Origin of the sequence: Pseudofrankia coriaricola (genome assembly GCF_001854805.1) — a bacterium.
Classification (GTDB): Bacteria; Actinomycetota; Actinomycetes; order Frankiales; family Frankiaceae; genus Pseudofrankia.
On the sequence record NZ_MBLO01000053.1, the window covers coordinates 1 to 18,723 of the forward strand.

Genomic DNA, 18,723 nt, shown 5'->3' on the forward strand with positions numbered 1-18,723 from the left:
CTCGAGCAGGTCGCTGCCAACCGCGACCGGGTGCTCCCACTCCTCGTCACAGCCTGCGACAGACCAACGCGGTGAGCTACCTCGCCGAAGCCCTGACGGTGGCCCGTCTCATGCGCCACGCCGGCCTGCGGGGCGTCTCCCGGCTGCGGGCGCCGCGGACGACGGTGCGTGCCCAGGGGCCGGACACCCGGCCTGACCTGGTCAGACGGAAGTTCGTTGCCCCGGCGCCGAACAGGCTGTGGGTCGCTGACATCACCTACATCCGCACGTTTTCCGGCTGGGTCTACGCGGCGTTCGTCCTCGACGTCTTCTCCCGAAGAATCGTCGGCTGGCAGCTTTCCAGAAACCTCTACAAGGAGTTGGCGATCGACGCGCTGAACATGGCGGTCTGGACCCGCCGGCGCGCCGGCGCCGACCTGGCGAAGCTCATCCACCATTCTGACAGGGGCTCGCAATATATCTCGATCAAGTACACCGAGACGCTCGGCGAGGTCGACGCGGTCGCTTCGGTCGGTTCCGCCGGTGATTCCTACGACAACGCGATGGCCGAGGCGTTCAACTCGCTGTTCAAGGCCGAACTGATCCGTAGCAGAGGGCCGTGGACCGGCCACTCCGATCTCGAGATCGCGGTCGCGGAGTACATCGACTGGTACAACCACCGCCGGCTTTCTCTGGGGGTCGGGGACCTGTCGTGTGACGTTGCATAGGCGGGACAGGCCACGCGGCGGCGCGACGCTTCTGTGTGGGTGTGGCTCTCGTGGCTGGTAGTCGTTTATGACGTCCAGCGGGAGAGAGTCGGTGGTGGTGGATGCGGGCGTTTCTGGTGAGGTTGCCGTCGGGTGTCCGGTATTGGACGGTGCTCGACGACGAGCTGGTTGTGGTGGGTGATGCGGACGCGTTTCTGCGTCAGGTCCGGTTCGGTCGCGACGGGGCGGAGCTGACGACACGTTCGTATGCCGGCGCGATCGCGCTGTTCCTGCGCTGGTGTGGTCGGACGGGGCGGGACTGGCGGGTCGGGGTTGAGCAGCTCGGGTTGTTCATGACGTGGCTGCGGCACGCGGGACCGGAGGCGTCCGGTGCGGAGGCCCCGTCCGGCGGCGGTGAGCTGCTGGTAGGTCCGGGCCGTGCGCCGGTGCGCGGGGCGCGGCGGATCAATGCCGTGCTGACGGCGGTGCGCGGGTTCGTCGTGCACGCGGTGACGTCGGGCCGGGCGTCGGGGAGCCTGCTACCGCTGATCTACGAGCTGGCGGATGACCGTGACCTGCCCGAGCAGGCGCGGGGTGAGAACCCGTCGATGGCGTGGCGGATGCGGGCGCGGCACCGGCTGCACGAGCCGGAGTCGGAGGTGGACCGGGCCTCGGACGAGGAGATCGTCGCGCTGCTCGGTGGGTGCCGCAGCGCGCGGGACCGGCTGATCGTGCTGCTGATGGCCAGGGCGGGGCTGCGCCGCGGTGAGCTGTGCGGGCTGCGGCGCGGCGACGTGCACCTGCTCGCGGACTCGCGGGTGCTGGGCTGCGCGGTGACGCGGGCGCACCTGCACGTGGTCCGGCGGGACAACCCCAACGGTGCGTGGGCGAAGTCGCGGCGCCAGCGGGTGGTGCCGCTGGACTTCCTGGTCGTGCAGGCGTTCGACGCCTATGAGTTCGAGCGCGTCGGCGTTCCAGCGGCGGCGGGCGGTGACTTCCTGCTGGTGAACCTGTTCCGCGGCTCGATCGGCGCGCCGGTGCCGCCGGGGGCGGTCAACATGCTGCTGGCCGCAGCGGGCCGGAGGGCGGGGCTGGGCCGGGCGGTGACGCCGCACCAGTTGCGGCATGCGTTCGGGAGCAACCTCGCCGACGCGGGTGGGAGTCTCGACGAGGTCGCTGAGCTGCTTGGGCATGTGTCGATGAGCTCCTCGCAGGTCTACCTGCATCCCGATCCGGGGCGGCTGCGGGACGCGGTCGAACGCGTGCCGAGTCCCCGGCCGGACGGCGGGGCGGGCCGGTGAGCGCCGTGCTGCGCGCAGTGGCCGAGCCGGCCGGCGCGACCGGAAGCGGGATTTGCCCGGTGTTCGGGGTGCCGCGCCACGGCGAGCACGCCGCGGCGCGGGTCGCGGCCCTGCTCGACGCGGGGTTCCTGGCCGAGGTCGGCTGGGATGCGGCGCGTCGGCTGCTGTCCCCGCCGCCGGGACATCGACTGCTGGTCCGGCTGGTCTGCCGGGCCGCCGGTTGCACGGCGACCGCGGCCGGCGGAGGTGTCTGTGTCTCCTGCCGGCGCCGGCTCGCCGAGCATGGCTTCGGCGCCGACGAGGTCGCGCTGCTTCCCGTCCGCGACCTCCCGTCCCGGGGCACGGGTGGGTGTCGTCTGGCGGGCTGCGCCCGCGAGTGGGACACGGCGGCGCAGGGGCTGTGTCGTGCGCATGCCGACCAGCGCCGCGCGCTGGGCCTGGGCATGGCCGAGTTCCTCGGCCACCGGCAGGCCCGGCCGCTGCCACCCTGCCCGCCGTGCGGGGTCACGGCCTGCCCGCGCCAGCAGCGCCACCGCGGTGGCGCCTACTGCGCGGGCCACCAGATCCGGCTGCGCGTCGCCCGGCGGGCCGACCCCGCCCTGGACGAGGGCCGCTGGCGGATGGTCGAGCCGGCGATCGGCCGGGGCGGCGAGGTCAGCCTGCGCGGGCTGGCGCCGCTCGTTGTCGCGCAGGTCCTGTTCGGATTGCAGCAGCGCTGCCGTGTCGACGGGGTCAAGACCAAGGAGGCCGACCTGCGCCGGGTCTGCGACGACCTGCGCCGCCAGCAGGTGACCATGATCGCCAACTACCAGGTCCCCGACGACCGGGAAGCGAACTTCCACGCGCTGGCCACGACCCTGGCCGGCCACGTCCGCCGGGCGCTGGCCACCCCGCAGACCGAGATCTGCAAGGACGAGTGGGACCTGGCGGTCTTCGGGCACGGCGGCACGCTGTCGTTCACCGCCATCAGCCAGCGCTGGCTGCGCGAGGCCGCGAAACGCTGGGCCTCCGACGACCTGCCGCGGCGCCGGTCGAAGGCCGGCAAGCCCGGCCTCGTGGTGCGCCACCACCTGGGCTGCCTGGCCAGGCTGTCCGAGAGCCTGCGGATGCGCGACGACCGCGGCGAAACACCCGCGGCGCTCGGCCGCGCCGACATCGAGGCCTTCCTGCACCGGCTGGCCTACCTGGAATCGACCGGGACGATCACCGGCGACGCGCGGCTCCGCGCCTGCCGCGAGGTCCGCACCGTGCTCACCCGGATCCGCGCGCTCGGCCTGACCCGCCCTGGCGGGATCGCTGGCGGGCTCGGGGAGGACTTCGCCGTCCACCGCGACGACATCCCGGCCGAGCCGGAGCCCGCCGAGCCGAACCGCGACCTCCCACCGGAGATCATGCGGCAGGTCTGCGACCAGTTCGGCGTCTTGACCTCGCCGGAGATGCGCACCGCGTTCTCGCTGGCGATCGACACCGGCCGCCGGCCCGAGGAGATCGCCGCGCTCGGCTTCGACTGCCTGGCCCGCGACGCCGACGGCGCGCCGCTGCTCGTCTACACCAACCACAAGGCCAACCGGCTCGGCCGGCGGCTCCCGATCGGCGAGAACACCGCGCAGCTGATCGTCACCCAGCAGCAGCGGGTCCGCGGCCTCTTCCCGGACACCCCGATCGCCGAGCTCGCGCTGCTGCCCACCGACCGGCGCAACCCCGACGGCCGCCGCCCGGTCACCTCCTTCACCCTGTCGTTCCACCACCGCACCTGGCTCGGCCGGATGCCGGCCCTGACCACCACCGACGGGGTCGAGTTCGACAAGAGCAGGATCGTGCTCTACGCCTACCGGCACACCTACGCCCAGCGGCACGCCGACGCCGGCGTCGGCATCGACGTGCTGCGCGAGCTGATGGACCATCGCAAGCTCGACACCACCCGGCAGTACTACCGCGTCGGCGAGCAGCGCCGCCGCGAGGCCGTCGACCGGCTCACCGCCCTGCAGTTCGACCGGCACGGCAACCGCGTCTGGCAGCAGGCCCAAGCCCTCCTCGACGCCGCGCACACCCACCGGGCGATCGGCGAGGTCGCCGTCCCGTTCGGGATCTGCGCCGAGCCGTCCAACGTCAAGGCCGGCGGCCAGGCCTGCCCCTACCGGTTCCGCTGCGCCGGCTGCGACCACTTCCGCACCGACGTCTCCTACCTGCCCGAACTGACCAGCTACCTCGACGACCTGCTGCGCACCCGCGAACGGCTCCTCGCCACCGCGGACGTCGACGACTGGGCCAGAGCCGAGGCCATGCCCTCCGACGAGGAGATCACCCGCATCCGCAGGCTGATCGGCCGCGTCAGCGCCGGCCTCGACCAACTCACCGGCCCCGAACGCGCCCAGATCGACGACGCCGTCGCGACCGTCCGACGCCACCGCGCCGCGATGCTCGGCATGCCCCGGCTGCGCGCCGGAGCCCTCCCCGCCGGCCAGGCGACGCCATGACCACTTCCTCCTCCCGCACCGCCGCGATGGCGAAGGGCCGGCGCGCCGACACCGACCGGCGCCGCGGGCGCGTCCAGACCGCCCTCACCAGCGCCCACGCCGCCGGCGAGGAGATCACCATCAGCGGTATCGCCCGCGCCGCCGGCGTCGACCGGACATTTCTCTACCGGCACCGTGACCTGCTCGAGCAGGCCCACGCCCTCGAAGCCCAGCCCGCTCCCACCCCCGGCGTCGGACCCGCCGTCACCCGGGCGTCCCTACAGGCCGACCTGCTCGCTGCCCAGGAACGCGCCGTCCGCCTGGCCGCCCGCATCCACCAACTCGAAAACCGCCTGTCCGACACCCTCGGTGAACAGGCCTGGCGCGAGTCCGGACTCGGCGCCCCGGCCGACATCGACAAACTCAACACGCGCATCGTCAACCTCGAGCAGCAGGTCGTCGACCTACGCCTCCAACTCGAGGAACGCGACCAGGACCTCGCCGCCGCCCGGCAGGCAAACCGCGAACTGATGACCCGCATCAACGCCCCGACGACGAGCCGATAAAAACCCGGCGCGTCGCCCTTGCACCACACCTGTTGCAGACAATACCTTCAAGTCAAACAGCCCCTGAGCTGCACAAACGCAGAAATCAGGCGCCCGGACCAGCGTCCGACCCCCAGAGAAGCACCGACACGGCGAGATCGGTCTGGTCCCACCCACCGAGCACGAGGCTGCCTGGGCGGCCAGCCAGACAGACCAGCAGGACGCCCGGCAGCTCGCCGGCGCGTGACAACTCAGTCTCCACCAAACCCGGCGCTTGACAACCTTGTGGGGGTCCAAGTCCGGGGGAGACTCGGACACTACGCACACGCCTTGCGGCGCCAACATCAACTTCTTCTCAACTGATGATGCTGGGGTTGAGCAGTCCGCCATGAGCGTTGAACCGCTGCCCGCGGAACCCGTCTCCTGGGACCAGTAGGAAAGCGGAACAGAGCCCGCGATCAGACAGTCCCCTGACTGGCCAACGCCGGGGCAGCTCCTGAGCATCAGGTCCCGCCGGTCCACCAGCCGCCGGAGCGCCATATCGAAATTGGGCATCCCGCCATCATCCCGATCCTCAGGTTGGCCTCATGCTGCCTTCAGGAATACCTGCGAATCACCATACCACAGAGTGGAGCACTCAACGGAAATCAAGTACGGTCTCTCGCAGCGGTATTGTAGCTCTGCGCGGCACGTGGTTGAGCGCGTTCACATCGCCGCCGACGGCGGGGAGATCTATCCGCGCCAAACGCTTTCCTGCTACTCCCGATAGTGCTGTCGCTGTTCCTCGACGGTCGCCAACTGGTCCGGCTCCGCTTCAGCAAAGATATCGACACGGTCCTCCCGAGTGCGTATGTCTCGCCCCAGCGCCAGCACATACACGTGCCGAGCACCGATCATGTCTCGGAGCATTCCGGATGCCCACGTATTTCTGCGAGCCCCCTGCACCGCGATAAACCAGCCCTGAGCCTCAAGCAATCTTCTGATCACATTCAACGCCCCGAAGAGATCACTTCCCGCGCCTTCTATCGTTCCGAATGGCCCGCTCACCGTTATCGAGTGTGACTTGTCCTTGTGGAACCTCCAGGTCAACGTACAGGGTGTCCGTTCGCCGGCGCGTACGACGGAAACCTCAAATTGTCCGTTCTCATACAGGTCTAGCATCGCGTCAACTACCCAGGGGGATGTAGTTCGGATTGGGTGCGATGCGTCGTAGACCGGCCGGCTCCCGTCAGCGTCCTCAGCCATGGTTGAGACGCGTGCCGCTGCCAACGCCACGTCTTCGTCCGCATCGTCACCCCGACAAACCGCAGCCTGCGCCGGACCACCGCCCACGAACCCCGCTCGTCGGCAACCCAGCCACGCACCAGCTCGAAGACGTAGGTGAACGTCGATCCCTCCCAGACCATATCCACAAAAGTGACGGGCCGGCTGCGCCGGGCCAACGAGTCCGGCGTGACCCCGAGCACGGACAGAAAACCCCGGGCCCGGGCCAGGTCATCGGCCGTCAGCGCACGCGTCACCCACCGGCCACCGGCCCACGAGGTCCGCGCGAACGACAACGGCAACCGGCCCAGCCATCGCGGCTCCGGCAGGCCGGCGAACGCCCCACCGAGAAAGTCGAACATCGAGTCGAACGACCGGCCGACGAACACCAGATCCCCGCCGCCGCTACGTGCCACCACCTTCCCCGCGCACCCGACCAGCGCGTCGAGGAACCACAGATCCGGCGCCGCCACCCCGGCCAGCAACGAACCAAGCTGGTCCGGCGTCACCAGGTCCCACCGAAACGGCCCCGCCACCTCACTCGAAAGATCCACGACACCGACTCTGCCACGCACGATTCCGGCAGGATGATGATCACTGCGCGCCCTAGCCGATGGCAGATCACCTGGCTACGCGGTCGCCACCGGTCACCTGTTCGAGCCACGGAACAACGCCCAGAGCGGGCGGCGTCGATCAGCAGCGATGTGAACCGCTGCACCCGATGGAAGATCCTCACATGGCCGACGTCAAGGCCGCGTTCGGCCAGCAGCTCCTCGACATCCCGGGACAACAACGCGAACCGCAGGGTAGGGTCGACCGCGCGGCGAGGTGCCCGCTGGTGGCGGGTCCTTTTCCGCGTGGCCTCCCTGGGCTGAATTCCGTGTACAGGCGAATCGGACCACGAAAACTGCGCCTTTCCCGACGCGCGTTCACAGGAATGGGTACGCCGCGCGAGTCGGCCGTCGTGGGCGTCAGTTCCCGAATCTGGGATATGGACGCGACGCGACTTCGGTCAGGGTTCTCGGGGGCGCGGTTGCCGACGACTCGGTCGGACCTCGGAGTGGCGTTCGCACGGCGCGGCCGCTCCGAGTTGTCCGCCGGTCCTGCTGGCGCCACGATCCACGCGGCGGACCCGATGAACTGTCAAGGTACAGGACGTAGCGACCCGACTGGCTTGGTCGTCGTGGCGTGGACCAGGAGCTCCGCCAACTCCGCTGGCCGGCTGAGGAACGGCGAGTGCGACGCGTCGATCGTCAGCGGCTCCACACCGAGGCGCCTCGCCACGAGGTCCGCCAGCCACCGTGGCTGGGAGCGGTCCTGGAGACAGAGGATGAAGCTTCGCGGCAACCCGGCCGCCCAGAACGTCGGGACCGACATCGGGACCGAGGAGATGTCACCGAGCTTCTCGGGCGTGAGACGTTCGAATGCCCATCGGGCCGTTTCCTCGTCGCAGTCGTGGTAGAAGAAGTCCCACGCTCCCTGGAAGTCCGCGAACGACATCGAACCGTCGTCGTCGAAACGTAGATGCCCGAGCATTCCGGTCACATCCAGATCTCGTTGTACCGTCCCGTCCTCCTTCATCGCGTTGGAGTCCGGCCCGGATCGTCCTTCGACCGGCAGCGCCGCCGCCAGGTAGATGACGTGGCTCACGAGCTCCGGTCTGGCATCGGCGGCACGCGTGATCTCGAAGCCGCCACCGGAGTGGCCCACGAGCACGTCGTTCGGCTCGAGAACGGAGACGACGGCTTCGAGCCGGTTTTCCATCGTTGCTTCTTCGTGCACGCGCTCGCCATGACCCGGGACGTCGACCGCGATCGCCCCGTGTCCGAGACGCTCGAGCTCGGGAATCGTACGTCCCCAGCACCAGGCACCATGGAACCCGCCGTGAACCAACACAAACCGCAAGTGTGCCTCCATTGTGAGACGGAATAGGCTCAGCGAACGCTCCCGCCGGACACCCGGCCGCGGCCTGTCGTGAAGCGTCGCGGCCGGGCGCACCGCTTCAGTCGAGCAGCGGGCGGTGCGCCTGGAGCTCGATGAGCTGGCCGAACGGGAAGAAGCCGGGGCCGATGACGTCGGTGAAGACGAAGACCTGACGGACCTCTGTGTCAAGCGCCCGCAGACCGACCTCGAAGGGTGGATACAGGGTGACGCGGCCGGCGAGCTCGGCGGGAAGCTGGTTCTGCAGGCGGTCGACCACCGCGTCGAGCTCCTCGTAGCTGGCATAGCGCAGGCCGAAGTGCGCGGTGGCGCCGGGCCGCTGGCGATCGGCGTCGTTCTGCTTGAGTTCGGCGCGTAGCTCGTCGTCGTCGCGCGCCCGGCTCTCGAGGAGCTCGCCGAGTCGCGAGCGCTGCCCACGCATCTCGGACAGGTAGAGGACGTTGTTGAGCGAGTCCCGCTCCCCCGTTGGCCCGAAGACGCCCAGGTAGGTGGAGCTTGCCCCGAAGTCCTTGGTGATGTCGAGGACGGCGCAGCCGAGCGTCTCGAAAAGCAGGACGGCGAGCTCGCGTTCGCCGGGCCGGTGCAGCAGTTCGGCGTGGTTGAGGAAGTAGCTGATGCTCGGGGCGGTGGCTTCCATGGTCTTGTGGCCTTCCCGGGGTACGGAGCGATCAGGATGTGAGATGGCGGCCCGTCTCACGGACCACCGTCCTAGCGTGCTGGGCCGGTCTGGGCCGGATCCGACCCTGGCGCCGTCCTGGCGGGACGATGCCGCCGTCACGGAATGGCGCCGCCATTGACGCCGAACACCTGCCCGGTGATGTAGTCGGCCTCGTCGGAAACCAGGTACAGGCAGGAAGCGGCGATGTCGTCACCGTTACCGAGCCGGCCCAGCGGGATGCGGCTAGCGCCGCCGTCGCCCGTCGGGTCGCCGACCTCGGCGCGGGACTGGCGGAACATCGGCGTGTCGATCATATGGGGCGCGATGACGTTGGCTGTGATTCCCTGCCGCGCGTATTCGAGGGCGACCGCCCGGGTCAGCGTGACGACGCCGCCCTTGGACGCGGCGTAGTGCGCGTGGTTCGGGGTGGCGATCTGCGCGGCAGATGACGCGATTGTGACGAGGCGGCCCCAGCCGGCGGCGGCCATGTCGGGGATGGCGGCCTGTAAGCAGTGGAACGTGCCGGTGAGGTTCACGGCGAGCACCCGCTCCCACGCCTGCAGCGTGAGCTCGGCGAACGGAGCGAACGGAGCGATCGCCGCGGAGGTGACCATGATCTCGAGAGGCCCAAGTTCATTGCGCACCTGAGCCAGGGCCTTGTCGACCGATGCCCGGTCGGCCACGTCCACGGCGCATGCCGTGGCGGCGGCGCCGGTTGCCCTCAGCTTCTCGGCGGCGCGGGCCGCCGCGTCCTCGTTCACGTCGAGCACGGCCACGCGGTCTCCGCGTCGCGCGAGCTGCTCGCAGATCGACAGGCCCATCCCGGAGGCGCCACCCGTCACGACCGCGACTCGGCTCATGGATATCCCTCGCTTACCGAGCCAGCGCGGCGGCGGTGCGCGCGAGCTCTAGCAGGTGGACGCCGCCAGGCCCGGCGGTGAGGTCGGGAAGCTTGGCGTCCGGCTCGACGAGCAGCACGTCGCCCGTGGCCAGCTCCGTGTCGCCGACGGTCGCGGAGCCGTCGAAGACGAGCACGCCTCGCCAGTCACCGACCGATATACCGGGACGGGTCGCGCCAGCGGCCAGCTTCACGTCGAAGGCGACCCCGCGCTCCGGGTTGTCCCGGTCGCCGAGGTCCCAGTAGGCCTTACCGTCCAGACGTCCCTTCCACAGGCCGGTCGTCTCGTCAATCGGGACGACCTGGCGACGCCCGTTCTCCACCAACCTCGGCGGCCGTGAGAAGAAGGCCGTGGTCTCCAGACCCTTCACGTACTTCAGGGTGGGATGGTCGCGGTACTCCTCGCCATAGCCACCGGGCGACAGGACGTCCTGAGCGAAGATCTCCAACAGCTCGCTGCCGCGTGGCCCGTTCACCAGTGGCCCGTACTCGACGCCCGGCGCGGCGAGGAGCACGTCACCGCGTTCCATCCACCAGTCGCCCATGAGCAGGCCGCCGTCAAGCACGACAACGACGGTCCAGCAGTCGTGCCAGTGCAGCGGCCAGATCTGGTTGGCCGCCATCCGGATGTCGGGGATCAGCATGCGCCACGGGTCCTCCGGACGGCCGAGCGACCACATCTGGCTCCACGCGCCGCCGCCGATCTGGTCCGAGTCGCGCACGACGCCGCCAGGGCCGGCCGCGCCGCCCGGCTCGAGCCGCGAGCGCGTGACCCCCGGCGCCACGGTGTCCGACGGGGCGCCGGCAAAGACGGTCACTGGCATGAGAGGACTTCCCTTCTTCGATGCGAACGCGCGTCAGACCATGCGGGCGGACCAGCCGCCGTCGACAGGGATGAGCACGCCATTGACGAACGCGGCACGGTCAGAGGAAAGGAACGCGATCATTTCGGCCTGGTCGACGGCGGTGGCCGCCCGGCCGAGCGTCGCCTTGGCCGACATCGCCGCGATCGTCTCCGCCGGCGCCCGGCCCGTCGTCTCCGTGAGCGTGAACCCCGGCGCGACCGTGTTCGCCCGGATGCCCTTCGGCCCGTACTCGACGGCGACCGACTTCGTGATCACGTGGGCACCGGCCTTCGCCGCCATGTACACGACAGGGGTGCGCGCCTCGATGTTCATCGTGCCGGCGACGGACGCGACGGTGACGATCGAGCCGCCGCCCGTGGTGAGCATGGCCCGGACCGCGTGCCTGGTGGCGAGGAGCACGCCGCGCAGGTTGACCGAGGTCATCGCCTCGTAGTGGTCGGCGTCGAGGTACTCAACCGGCCGGCTGCCGGGAGTGCCGGCCACGTTCACCAACGCGTCCACCCGGCCGAACGCCATCGCCGCGGTGTCGAACGCGGCGACGACGTCGTCCTCGCGGGTCAGGTCCGCGTGAAAGGGCACCACCGCCGGGCCCAACGCGGCGGCGACGTCCTTCTCCTCGCCGCTGACGTCGACGGCCAGCACCTTGGCCCCCTCGCGTACGAAAACCTCGACGCAGGCCTTGCCGATGCCGCGGCCGGCGCCCGTGATCACAGCGGCCTTGCCGTCCAGGGATCCCATCAGTTACCTCCGATGACACCGTGTTGGAGCAACACGTACCGGGCGACGTTCATGGCGTTGTGCCAGCCCGACCCGCCGGCATAGATACCGGCGGGTGATCGCCTCGGCGACCTGCTCGGACGTGCCCCCAGGCTCAGGGCGTTATTGACGTGAATGTCCGGTTCGTCGTTCTGCGACTGGGTCTGCAGAACGGCCATGTGATGACGCTTCTGATGCGCAGCTCAAGCCCCGGGCGGCCCCAGGGCTCGCGGCGCACCCGCTCATGGGCGGTCTCTCGCTGCGCCTGCGTCATCATGCGAGCGTGCCTCTCTGGGCATGCGCACTGATGGACGGTGTGGCCGGCGTTCCCGCCACGCCGTCCGGGTGCAGCGCGGCGATCTCGGCGGCCGGTGCCACGGTGGCGATCCGCCACAGTCCGACCCAGCTGGACGGGAAGACGCTCGCGTCGACGAGCGCGGCGTGGGCGTCGGGATCCGGGTCGTCGCAGGCGTCGGAGCAGACGGTTACCTGGTAGCCGACGTCGAAGGCCCACCGGGAGGTGGACAGCACCGTCCCGGAGGTCGCGATGCCCGCGACGATGAGCTGGCCGACCCCCGCGTCCTGGAGCCGGTCACGCAGGTCGGTGGTACCGAAGGCCCCGATGGTCGTCTTCCCCAGGACCGGCTCCCCCGCGGCGGGCGCCAGCGCCGGGTGGATGTCGTCGCGCATCGGCGCCGGCACCACGTGGAAGACGGGCACGCCCGCCCGGCGGGCCAGCCCGACCGCGTACGCCGCCCGGTCGACGACGGCTGGGTTGCGGCTGAAGCGCTCGACGATGAAGTTCACGAAGTCCAGGGCAACGAACGCGGTCGAGGGCGCCGTCGGAACGCTGGCCAGCGTCATGAGCTCCCTTCCCGAGCAGTTGTATACAAGCCATGACTTGCATCATTTGTATACACGATGGTTGAGATGCGCAAGAGCCCGCCGCGCGGCACTACGCGGCCGGCGGGTCAGGGCGAAAGCAGGGCGTAGGACGGGTCGGTCCGGTCGCGCCGGCCGAGCGGAGGCCTCGATGACAGCGCCGGGCCCGCCGGCGGGAGCAGATGGGTCAGGTCGACGACCACCAGCCGGTGGGCGATGCGCCATTCGCCCGCGCGGCGCTCGAAGCGGTCGAGGTAGCGGCCCGCGGCCACGAGCACGCCTTCCTCGCCGGCGACCTCGACGGTGCGCCAGACGGTGTAGTACGTCTCGCAGGCCGCCGTGCCATCGCCGTGCAGGGTGATCAGCTGATTGGTGAGCTGGTTCGACGAGACCCGTGCCGAGCTCGCCAGGTCGGCGATGCCCTGGCCGACCGTCTCGCCGGTGAACCGGGCCTCGCCGTGTTCGTCGACCGCGTCCGGGTGGTATGCCGAGCTGATGAGCTCGGGGTCGGCCCGGTCCACGCCTCTGCAGTAGCGCAGGGTCGCCTCGCGGATCGCCTGCTTGTCCAGCAGCTGCTGGACGGCGGTCGCCTCGATGTCGGCCCGGGACGTCGTCATGGATGGGTGGCCTCCGATCAGCTAGAGGCGAACCAGGGCTGGTGAGGGCGCGCGCTGGCACCCCGCAAGGGGTCGCGCGGCGGCCGCACCGCTCCAGAGCGGAACGCTGAGAGGTGAGCACTTACTTTTGAACTGAATGAGGGTCACATGTGCCGTTCAATCGCCCGGCGTGCTGGCCCGAGCCGGGGGCTGGCCGGCCCACCCCGCGCCGAGACGATGCCGGGCGGGGCGGGCTGGGCAGTTGCCTTGGCCCATCAGTCCTCGATCGGGGTGTCCTCCGTTGTCTCGTAGGTGGTCGGCTGGCCCTTGTCGTCGAGCTTGGTGACCAGGCCGCCGCGCACACAGACCGCCGGGGACAACGTGCTCGCCTTGCCGTTGCACCGGAAGTGCAGTCCGCCGGTGCCGGGTAGCTCCGTCAGCGGCATCGACTTGATCTTCGCCGCGACCGTCTGGGGCGTGATGTCTCCGGTGATTCCCTCGAGCGCGGTCCGGAGACCCATGACCACCGTGAACATGCCCATCCCGAAGGTCGGGTTCTCGGTGCCCACCGATCCCTTGTGGTACTTGTCGAGAATGGCGGTGTAAAGCTGGAAGCCGGGGTCCTTCTCGGCACCGATGGGTGCGGTCGCCGACACGCTGACCCCCTTGATGTCCTTACCAGAAAGCGCCTTGCGCATGGCGTCCGTGACGCACGCGCTGATGACCGAGATCGGCCCGGTGAAGCCCAGGAGATGCAGGTTCTTGATCGCCGGGATGCACGTCATGTCGTTGCCGAGGATTTGCACCTCGGTGGAGCCGCCGGACACGATCTGCTGCATCTGTGGCGCGATGTCCGGAGCGCCGAGGGGAACCTTGACGACGTCGAGCTTGATCCCCTCCTTCTCGAAGATTCCCGGCGCCACGGTGGTGTAGAAAGCCGTCGCGGCCGGAACGTCCACGACCACCACGGTAACCTTGGAAAGGTTGTTCTTCTTGGCCACGCTGATGGGCAGGGAGGCGAGCTGCGCCACCGGGTTGATGAGAGTGAAGGCGGTATCGTGGTCGCTTAGCACGTTCGGGTCGCTGGAGCCGTAGAGCACCATCGGGATGCCGGCGTCGTGGAGCGGCTTCCAGATGTTCGCGATGACCGCGGACTGGCCGATGGCGGTGGCCACGACGTTGTTCTGGACCATCTGGTTGGCGCAGTCGGTGCCCGTTCCCGGGTCGCCCTTGGCCTGGCATACGAAGAGCTTGATGGGCCGGCCGCCGATCCCACCCTTATGCTCGTCAACATAGGTCGCGACCGCCTTGGCCACGTCCAGTTCGAAGGTGTTGTCGTCGGCGGCGGTAGCACCGTCGCTGATGACGCCGATGTTGACCGGCGCGCCAGTCGCCTGCCGCTCCGGGCCGAGGATGTTCGCGGCCGGGGCGGTGCCCGCCGAAGGTTTTTCGTCGGAGTCGTCACCGCCGCCGCACGCGGCGGAGGTGACGACCAGGGCCGTCAGCGCGGCGACAAACGCCAATCGCCGAGGCGGGCGGCCCCGGCCCGAGCCTGGGCGGCGTGTCGTCTGTTCCATCAGATCTCCTTCTTGAGGAATGTGCAATGCCGGGAGAAGCCCCGGCGGGCGTGAGGCATGGCTCGCCGAAGGTGGGCCGCGGCAGGCAGTATCGAGGTACGGATGATTCCGGCGACGACCGGTCAGACGCCTCCGCGCGCCGGTCGACCGGCGGATCCGTCCCCGTGGCGGTCATAGTGGCCCGCGCCCGTGTCATCCTTGCCGCGGGTGCGTCGTGACCTACTCGTCGGCGGGCGGTGAGTCGCACATGTAACGCAGGAGAAAGTCGGTGAAGGCCTTTCGCTCGTCGGCGTCGAGGACGCCGAGGAGCCGCTGCTCGACCTCGAGGGCGTCGGCGCGGCATCCGGTCGCGACCTCTAGGCCGCGCGTCGTCAGGACGGCACGGAGGATTCGGGCGTTGTTCGGGTCGGCGCTTCGCTCGACGAGACCCAGGCCTTCCAGCGCGGTGAGCGTCTGCTGGGCCGCCTGCGGCGTGATGAACATCAGGCGGGCAAGGTCGGCGGCCGAGAGCCCTGGGCGTTGGGCGAGCCGGATCAGGACGCCACCCTGGGCAGAGGTGACGCCGTGGGCGCGCATCGCCTCGTCGGCGGCGCGCCGGGTGTAGTGGAAGGCCTGCTTGATGAGCCACGAGATGTGCTCTCGCGGTTCGAACTCCGCTCCCGTCGCGCACCCCCGATCTGGCCCGCTGGCCCGCCGCGCCGGTGCGGGGTGGTCGAGCCGCCCTCGCACCGGCTTCCAATCACAAGTTCTTGCGAAGCGCAGCGAGCGTATGCTGGCTCACCGGGACCGTCAAGGGCTCAGGCTCGGACTTGTATACGAGGCACTTCCTTGTATACAAATGCGGCATGGCGTTGGACCGAGTGACGCAGCCGACGGAACAGTCACGCCCTCCGGTGGCCGGCGAGAGCCGGCCTGTGCCGTTGGTCGACGACGGCAGCAGGGACTTCTGGCGGGGCGGTGCGGACGGACGGCTCCTGATCCGCGCCTGCGCTGCCTGCCACCGGCTGTTCCACCCGCCGGGGCCGGTCTGCCCGCACTGCTACTCGCGGTCGGTCACGTCCCGGGCCGTCTCGGGCCGGGCCACGGTCGCGTCGTACACGGTGACGCACCGCGGCTGGGTGCCCGGCTATGAGCCGCCCTACGTCGTGGCCCGGGTGGTGCTCGCCGAGCAGCCCGACCTGCATCTGCTGACCAACGTGGTGGGCTGCGACCCCGAGGCGGTCCACACCGGCATGGAGGTCGAAGTGATCTTCGAACAGCGAACAGACGTGTTCGTGCCCCTGTTCCAGCCGGTCGCATGACCATCGACCGTCAGGCCGTCGAGCGCCAGGCCATCGTCTCCGGCATCGGACGGTCGGCGACCGGCCGGCGACTGAACCGACCGGCCCTCGACCTCACCCTCGACGCCTGCCTCGCCGCCATCGCCGACGCCGGCCTGACCCCGCGCGACATCGACGGACTGACCTCCTGGCCAGACCAGGCCGTCCCGTTCGGCTTCAGCGGCCCCCGCGTCAGCGACCTGCACAGCCTCCTACGCCTCGACCTGTCATGGATCCTGGGCTGCGGCGACGGCGCCAACGTCACCGGCATCCTCGGCATCGCCGCCCACGCCGTCGCCACCGGGCTCGCCCGCCATGTACTCGTCTACCGCACGGTCACCGAGTCCACCGCCCAGGGCACCGGCCGCCGCCCGGCAGTGATGTCCCAGATGCCCGCGCCGTGGCGGACGACCTACGGGGTCGGCTCGCCGGCACAACTCGCCGCCCTCTGGGCGCGCCACCACTTCGACCGCTACGGCACCACCCGGGAGCAGCTGGCCTGGGTAGCCCTCAACGACCGCCGCAACGCCGCCGACAACCCCGACGCGATCTTCCGCGACCCGATGACCCTGGACGACTACCTCACGACCCGAATGATCAGCAACCCGCTATGCCTTCTCGACTGCGACGTCCCCGCGGACGGCGCGTTCGCCTTCGTCATCTCCCACGCCGACCACCGACACGACACCGAGCGACCTGTCTTCTTCGAGGCCGTCGGCGGCGGCCGGCCAATGACATCCAGCTGGGAGTTCTGGCCCGACCTCGACGTCATGGCCGCCATGAAGGCCGCCGACCAGCTATGGTCACGCACCACACTGCGGCCCACCGACGTCGACCTCGCCTACCTCTACGACGGCTTCAGCATCTTCGTCCTCTACTGGCTCGAAGCGCTCGGCTTCTGCGCCCGAGGCGAGTCAGGACCATTCATCGAAGGCGGCACACGCATCGCCCGCGACGGCGACCTGCCCCTCAACACCTCCGGCGGCCAGCTCTCCGAAGGCCGCTACCTCGGCTTCGGCCACGCCTACGAAGCCTTCCTACAACTACGCAACCAAGCAGGCCCCCGCCAGGTCACCGACACCCAGATCGCCCTCGTGACCGGCGGCGGCGGGCCGCTCGCCCAGGCATTCCTCTTCACCAACGACAGGTAGGGCGGTACACATGGACTTACTGGACCGGCTCGGCGCGGTGGTTGTCGGCGGCGGGAGCGGAATCGGGCGCGGGACCGCCTTAGCGCTCGCCGCGGAGGGAATGCGAGTCCTCGTCGCCGACATCGACGTCGAGACTGCGGAGGCGACCCGCGACGAGATCATCCGCCGCGGCGGTGACGCGACCGCCGCATACGTCGACGCGACCGACGAGGCCTCGTTGGCGAAGCTCACGGCGCGCGCGGAGGACCTGGGTGGCGTACGCGTGCTCATTCACACCGTCGGCGTCCATACCAATGCTCCGCTGACAACCGCCGACGAGAACCTGTGGGCCTGGTTCATCGAGTTCCACCTCATGTCGGCGGTGCGCGTGGTCAGGGCCTTCCTGCCGCTGCTGCGCGGGCACGACGGCGGGTCGCACATCGTCGTCACCTCATCGATGTCCGGCCTGTTGGCGCTGCCCGCGGCGGAGACGGGGGGCACGGACACCGGCGTGTACACCGCTCTGAAGCACGCCATCGTCGGGTACGGCGAAATGCTGCGGATGGAGGTGGCGCCCGAGGGCATCGGGGTGTCGGTGCTCTGCCCCGGCGCGGTGGTCACCAACCTGGGTTCGACCACTGCTCGGCATCGCCCGGCGCGTTTCGGTGGGCCGCTGCCCGACCCGATGGCCGGGCGCACTATGTCACCCGACATGATCCCCTCGGGCATGCTGCAGCATGAGGCCGTCGGGCCCTACGTCGTGCGGGGCATCCGCGCGAACCGCGCCTACATCATCACGCACACCGAGATGGCGGACCAAGTGCTCGCCCGCCAGCAGCGCCTGCTGGACGACATCGCATTCTTCGCAACGCCCTAGCGCCGCCACCACCGGCGACGGAAAGCGCCCCGCATGCCGGGGTGTCCTGCTCGATAGCGCTCGAAACCACTCTGGCTGGCGCAACGCCAGCAATGCCGCCAGGAAGTGTTCAGACAGCGAGGATTTTTCTGATGACGGGTCTGCTCGAGGGCAAGGTAGCGATCATCACCGGGGCGGGCCGTGGCATCGGCAAGGCCTGCGCGGAGGTGTTTGTCCGCGAAGGCGCGCTCGTTGCCGCGGTGGACATCACCGGCGCGGAGAAGGACGTGGCATCCGAATTAGGGGATCGTGTCCTGCCCATTCACGCCGATGTCGCGTCGGAGAACGACGTCACGCGCATGATCGACGCCACCGTGGCACGGTTCGGACGCATCGACGTCCTCGTGAACAATGCGGCGACCGTCGCCGGCCGCAAATGGGACGTCGACTACCTCAGCAGCGAGGAGTACGCGGTCCACACGGAGGTCAACTTCTTCGGTGTCCTGCTCTGCATGCAGAAGACCATTCCCGTGATGATCGAGAACGGCGGCGGCTCCATCGTCAACATCTCCTCGGTCGGTTCGTTCAACGCGGAGGAGCGGGCCCCCGCCGCATACGGGGCGTCGAAGGCGGCCGTGAACCACCTGACGAAGTCGGTCGCGGTCGAATACGGCGCCCGTGGCATCCGTGCGAACGTCGTCGCGCCGGGCTTCAACTACACGGAACAGACGAGACGCATCCCCGCGGAGAAGCTCGAGCCTCTGGCCCGGAAGGCTGCTCTGGGCCGCCCGGGCGAGTCCGCGGAGCAGGCCGAGGTGGTGGCCTTCTTCGCCTCCGATCGCGCCTCCTTCGTAAGTGGCGCGATCCTCCCGGTCGACGGCGGCTGGTCAGCACGGCTCGCCTGATCACACGAAAAGAGTTGCGGCGGTGCCCGTGACCCGTATGCTCGGCCGTCGCGTCCACGTGGTTCCCAGCAACGCTGCCGGGGCTGCC

19 protein-coding genes and 1 pseudogene are annotated in these 18,723 nt (G+C 69.6%); 8 read left to right on the forward strand and 12 right to left on the reverse strand.

Annotated features, from left to right (window positions below; all coding sequences use genetic code 11):
- Nucleotides 1-71: 71 nt before the first annotated feature.
- The 4 genes from BCD48_RS10265 to BCD48_RS10280 all read left to right on the forward strand — a co-directional run bounded on the left by BCD48_RS10265 (nt 72) and on the right by BCD48_RS10280 (nt 5,009).
- On the forward strand, nt 72-707 hold the full coding sequence (locus tag BCD48_RS10265; RefSeq protein WP_083418433.1) for an IS3 family transposase: 636 nt from the start codon (nt 72-74) through the stop codon (nt 705-707).
- A 101-nt stretch (nt 708-808) separates the two neighbouring features.
- Entirely contained in the window at nt 809-1,987 is a 1,179-nt protein-coding gene (locus BCD48_RS10270) for a tyrosine-type recombinase/integrase (RefSeq protein WP_071048120.1), read from the forward strand.
- A gap of 5 nt (nt 1,988-1,992) precedes the next feature.
- A complete protein-coding gene (locus BCD48_RS52150) occupies nt 1,993-4,464 on the forward strand; it encodes a tyrosine-type recombinase/integrase (RefSeq protein WP_206745006.1) in 2,472 nt (823 codons plus the stop codon).
- Complete coding sequence (locus tag BCD48_RS10280; protein ID WP_083418434.1) at nt 4,461-5,009, forward strand: hypothetical protein; 549 nt, start codon at nt 4,461-4,463, stop codon at nt 5,007-5,009. Before BCD48_RS52150 ends, BCD48_RS10280 begins: the two co-directional genes overlap by 4 nt.
- An 85-nt stretch (nt 5,010-5,094) precedes the next feature.
- On the opposite strand, the gene BCD48_RS51160 is transcribed toward BCD48_RS10280, so the two are convergent.
- The 12 genes and pseudogenes from BCD48_RS51160 to BCD48_RS10330 all read right to left on the reverse strand — a co-directional run bounded on the left by BCD48_RS51160 (nt 5,095) and on the right by BCD48_RS10330 (nt 15,154).
- Entirely contained in the window at nt 5,095-5,238 is a 144-nt protein-coding gene (locus BCD48_RS51160) for a hypothetical protein (RefSeq protein ID WP_157910466.1), read from the reverse strand.
- Between the two features lie 919 nt (nt 5,239-6,157).
- Nucleotides 6,158-6,805 carry a hypothetical protein gene (locus tag BCD48_RS10285; protein ID WP_131803892.1) on the reverse strand — a complete coding sequence of 216 codons (648 nt, stop codon included), beginning with the start codon at nt 6,803-6,805 and terminating at the stop codon, nt 6,158-6,160.
- Between the two features lie 86 nt (nt 6,806-6,891).
- A pseudogene (locus BCD48_RS53360) lies at nt 6,892-7,056 on the reverse strand (IS6 family transposase); the annotation flags it as partial.
- Between the two features lie 338 nt (nt 7,057-7,394).
- On the reverse strand, nt 7,395-8,168 hold the full coding sequence (locus BCD48_RS10290; RefSeq protein ID WP_241841636.1) for an alpha/beta fold hydrolase: 774 nt from the start codon (nt 8,166-8,168) through the stop codon (nt 7,395-7,397).
- An 85-nt stretch (nt 8,169-8,253) separates the two neighbouring features.
- On the reverse strand, nt 8,254-8,829 hold the full coding sequence (locus tag BCD48_RS10295) for a hypothetical protein (protein ID WP_071048123.1): 576 nt from the start codon (nt 8,827-8,829) through the stop codon (nt 8,254-8,256).
- Between the two features lie 137 nt (nt 8,830-8,966).
- Nucleotides 8,967-9,710: an SDR family NAD(P)-dependent oxidoreductase gene (locus tag BCD48_RS10300; RefSeq protein WP_071048124.1), complete on the reverse strand. Its 744-nt coding sequence runs from the start codon at nt 9,708-9,710 to the stop codon at nt 8,967-8,969.
- A gap of 13 nt (nt 9,711-9,723) precedes the next feature.
- Nucleotides 9,724-10,572 carry a hypothetical protein gene (locus BCD48_RS10305; RefSeq protein ID WP_071048125.1) on the reverse strand — a complete coding sequence of 283 codons (849 nt, stop codon included), beginning with the start codon at nt 10,570-10,572 and terminating at the stop codon, nt 9,724-9,726.
- 33 nt (nt 10,573-10,605) lie between these two features.
- The gene (locus tag BCD48_RS10310; protein ID WP_071048126.1) at nt 10,606-11,352 is read right to left on the reverse strand and encodes an SDR family NAD(P)-dependent oxidoreductase; all 747 of its coding nucleotides are present in this window, start codon (nt 11,350-11,352) and stop codon (nt 10,606-10,608) included.
- 291 nt (nt 11,353-11,643) lie between these two features.
- Nucleotides 11,644-12,234 carry an isochorismatase family protein gene (locus tag BCD48_RS10315; RefSeq protein ID WP_083418435.1) on the reverse strand — a complete coding sequence of 197 codons (591 nt, stop codon included), beginning with the start codon at nt 12,232-12,234 and terminating at the stop codon, nt 11,644-11,646.
- A 107-nt stretch (nt 12,235-12,341) separates the two neighbouring features.
- The gene (locus BCD48_RS10320) at nt 12,342-12,869 is read right to left on the reverse strand and encodes a nuclear transport factor 2 family protein (protein ID WP_071048127.1); all 528 of its coding nucleotides are present in this window, start codon (nt 12,867-12,869) and stop codon (nt 12,342-12,344) included.
- Nucleotides 12,870-13,123: 254 nt separating this feature from the next.
- Nucleotides 13,124-14,425, reverse strand: a complete 1,302-nt coding sequence (locus tag BCD48_RS10325) for an ABC transporter substrate-binding protein (RefSeq protein ID WP_071048128.1) — start codon at nt 14,423-14,425, stop codon at nt 13,124-13,126.
- 219 nt (nt 14,426-14,644) lie between these two features.
- Entirely contained in the window at nt 14,645-15,154 is a 510-nt protein-coding gene (locus tag BCD48_RS10330) for a MarR family winged helix-turn-helix transcriptional regulator (RefSeq protein WP_241841637.1), read from the reverse strand.
- Between the two features lie 185 nt (nt 15,155-15,339).
- Between BCD48_RS10330 and BCD48_RS52155 the strand changes: the two genes are divergently transcribed.
- From BCD48_RS52155 to BCD48_RS10350, 4 genes are all read left to right on the forward strand, one after another.
- A complete protein-coding gene (locus BCD48_RS52155; protein ID WP_241841638.1) occupies nt 15,340-15,726 on the forward strand; it encodes a Zn-ribbon domain-containing OB-fold protein in 387 nt (128 codons plus the stop codon).
- On the forward strand, nt 15,723-16,895 hold the full coding sequence (locus BCD48_RS10340; protein WP_071048130.1) for a thiolase family protein: 1,173 nt from the start codon (nt 15,723-15,725) through the stop codon (nt 16,893-16,895). The genes BCD48_RS52155 and BCD48_RS10340 overlap by 4 nt, the downstream gene beginning before the upstream one ends.
- A gap of 10 nt (nt 16,896-16,905) precedes the next feature.
- Nucleotides 16,906-17,751 carry an SDR family oxidoreductase gene (locus BCD48_RS10345; RefSeq protein ID WP_071048131.1) on the forward strand — a complete coding sequence of 282 codons (846 nt, stop codon included), beginning with the start codon at nt 16,906-16,908 and terminating at the stop codon, nt 17,749-17,751.
- A gap of 131 nt (nt 17,752-17,882) precedes the next feature.
- Nucleotides 17,883-18,635, forward strand: a complete 753-nt coding sequence (locus BCD48_RS10350) for an SDR family NAD(P)-dependent oxidoreductase (protein WP_071048132.1) — start codon at nt 17,883-17,885, stop codon at nt 18,633-18,635.
- Nucleotides 18,636-18,723 lie beyond the last annotated feature (88 nt).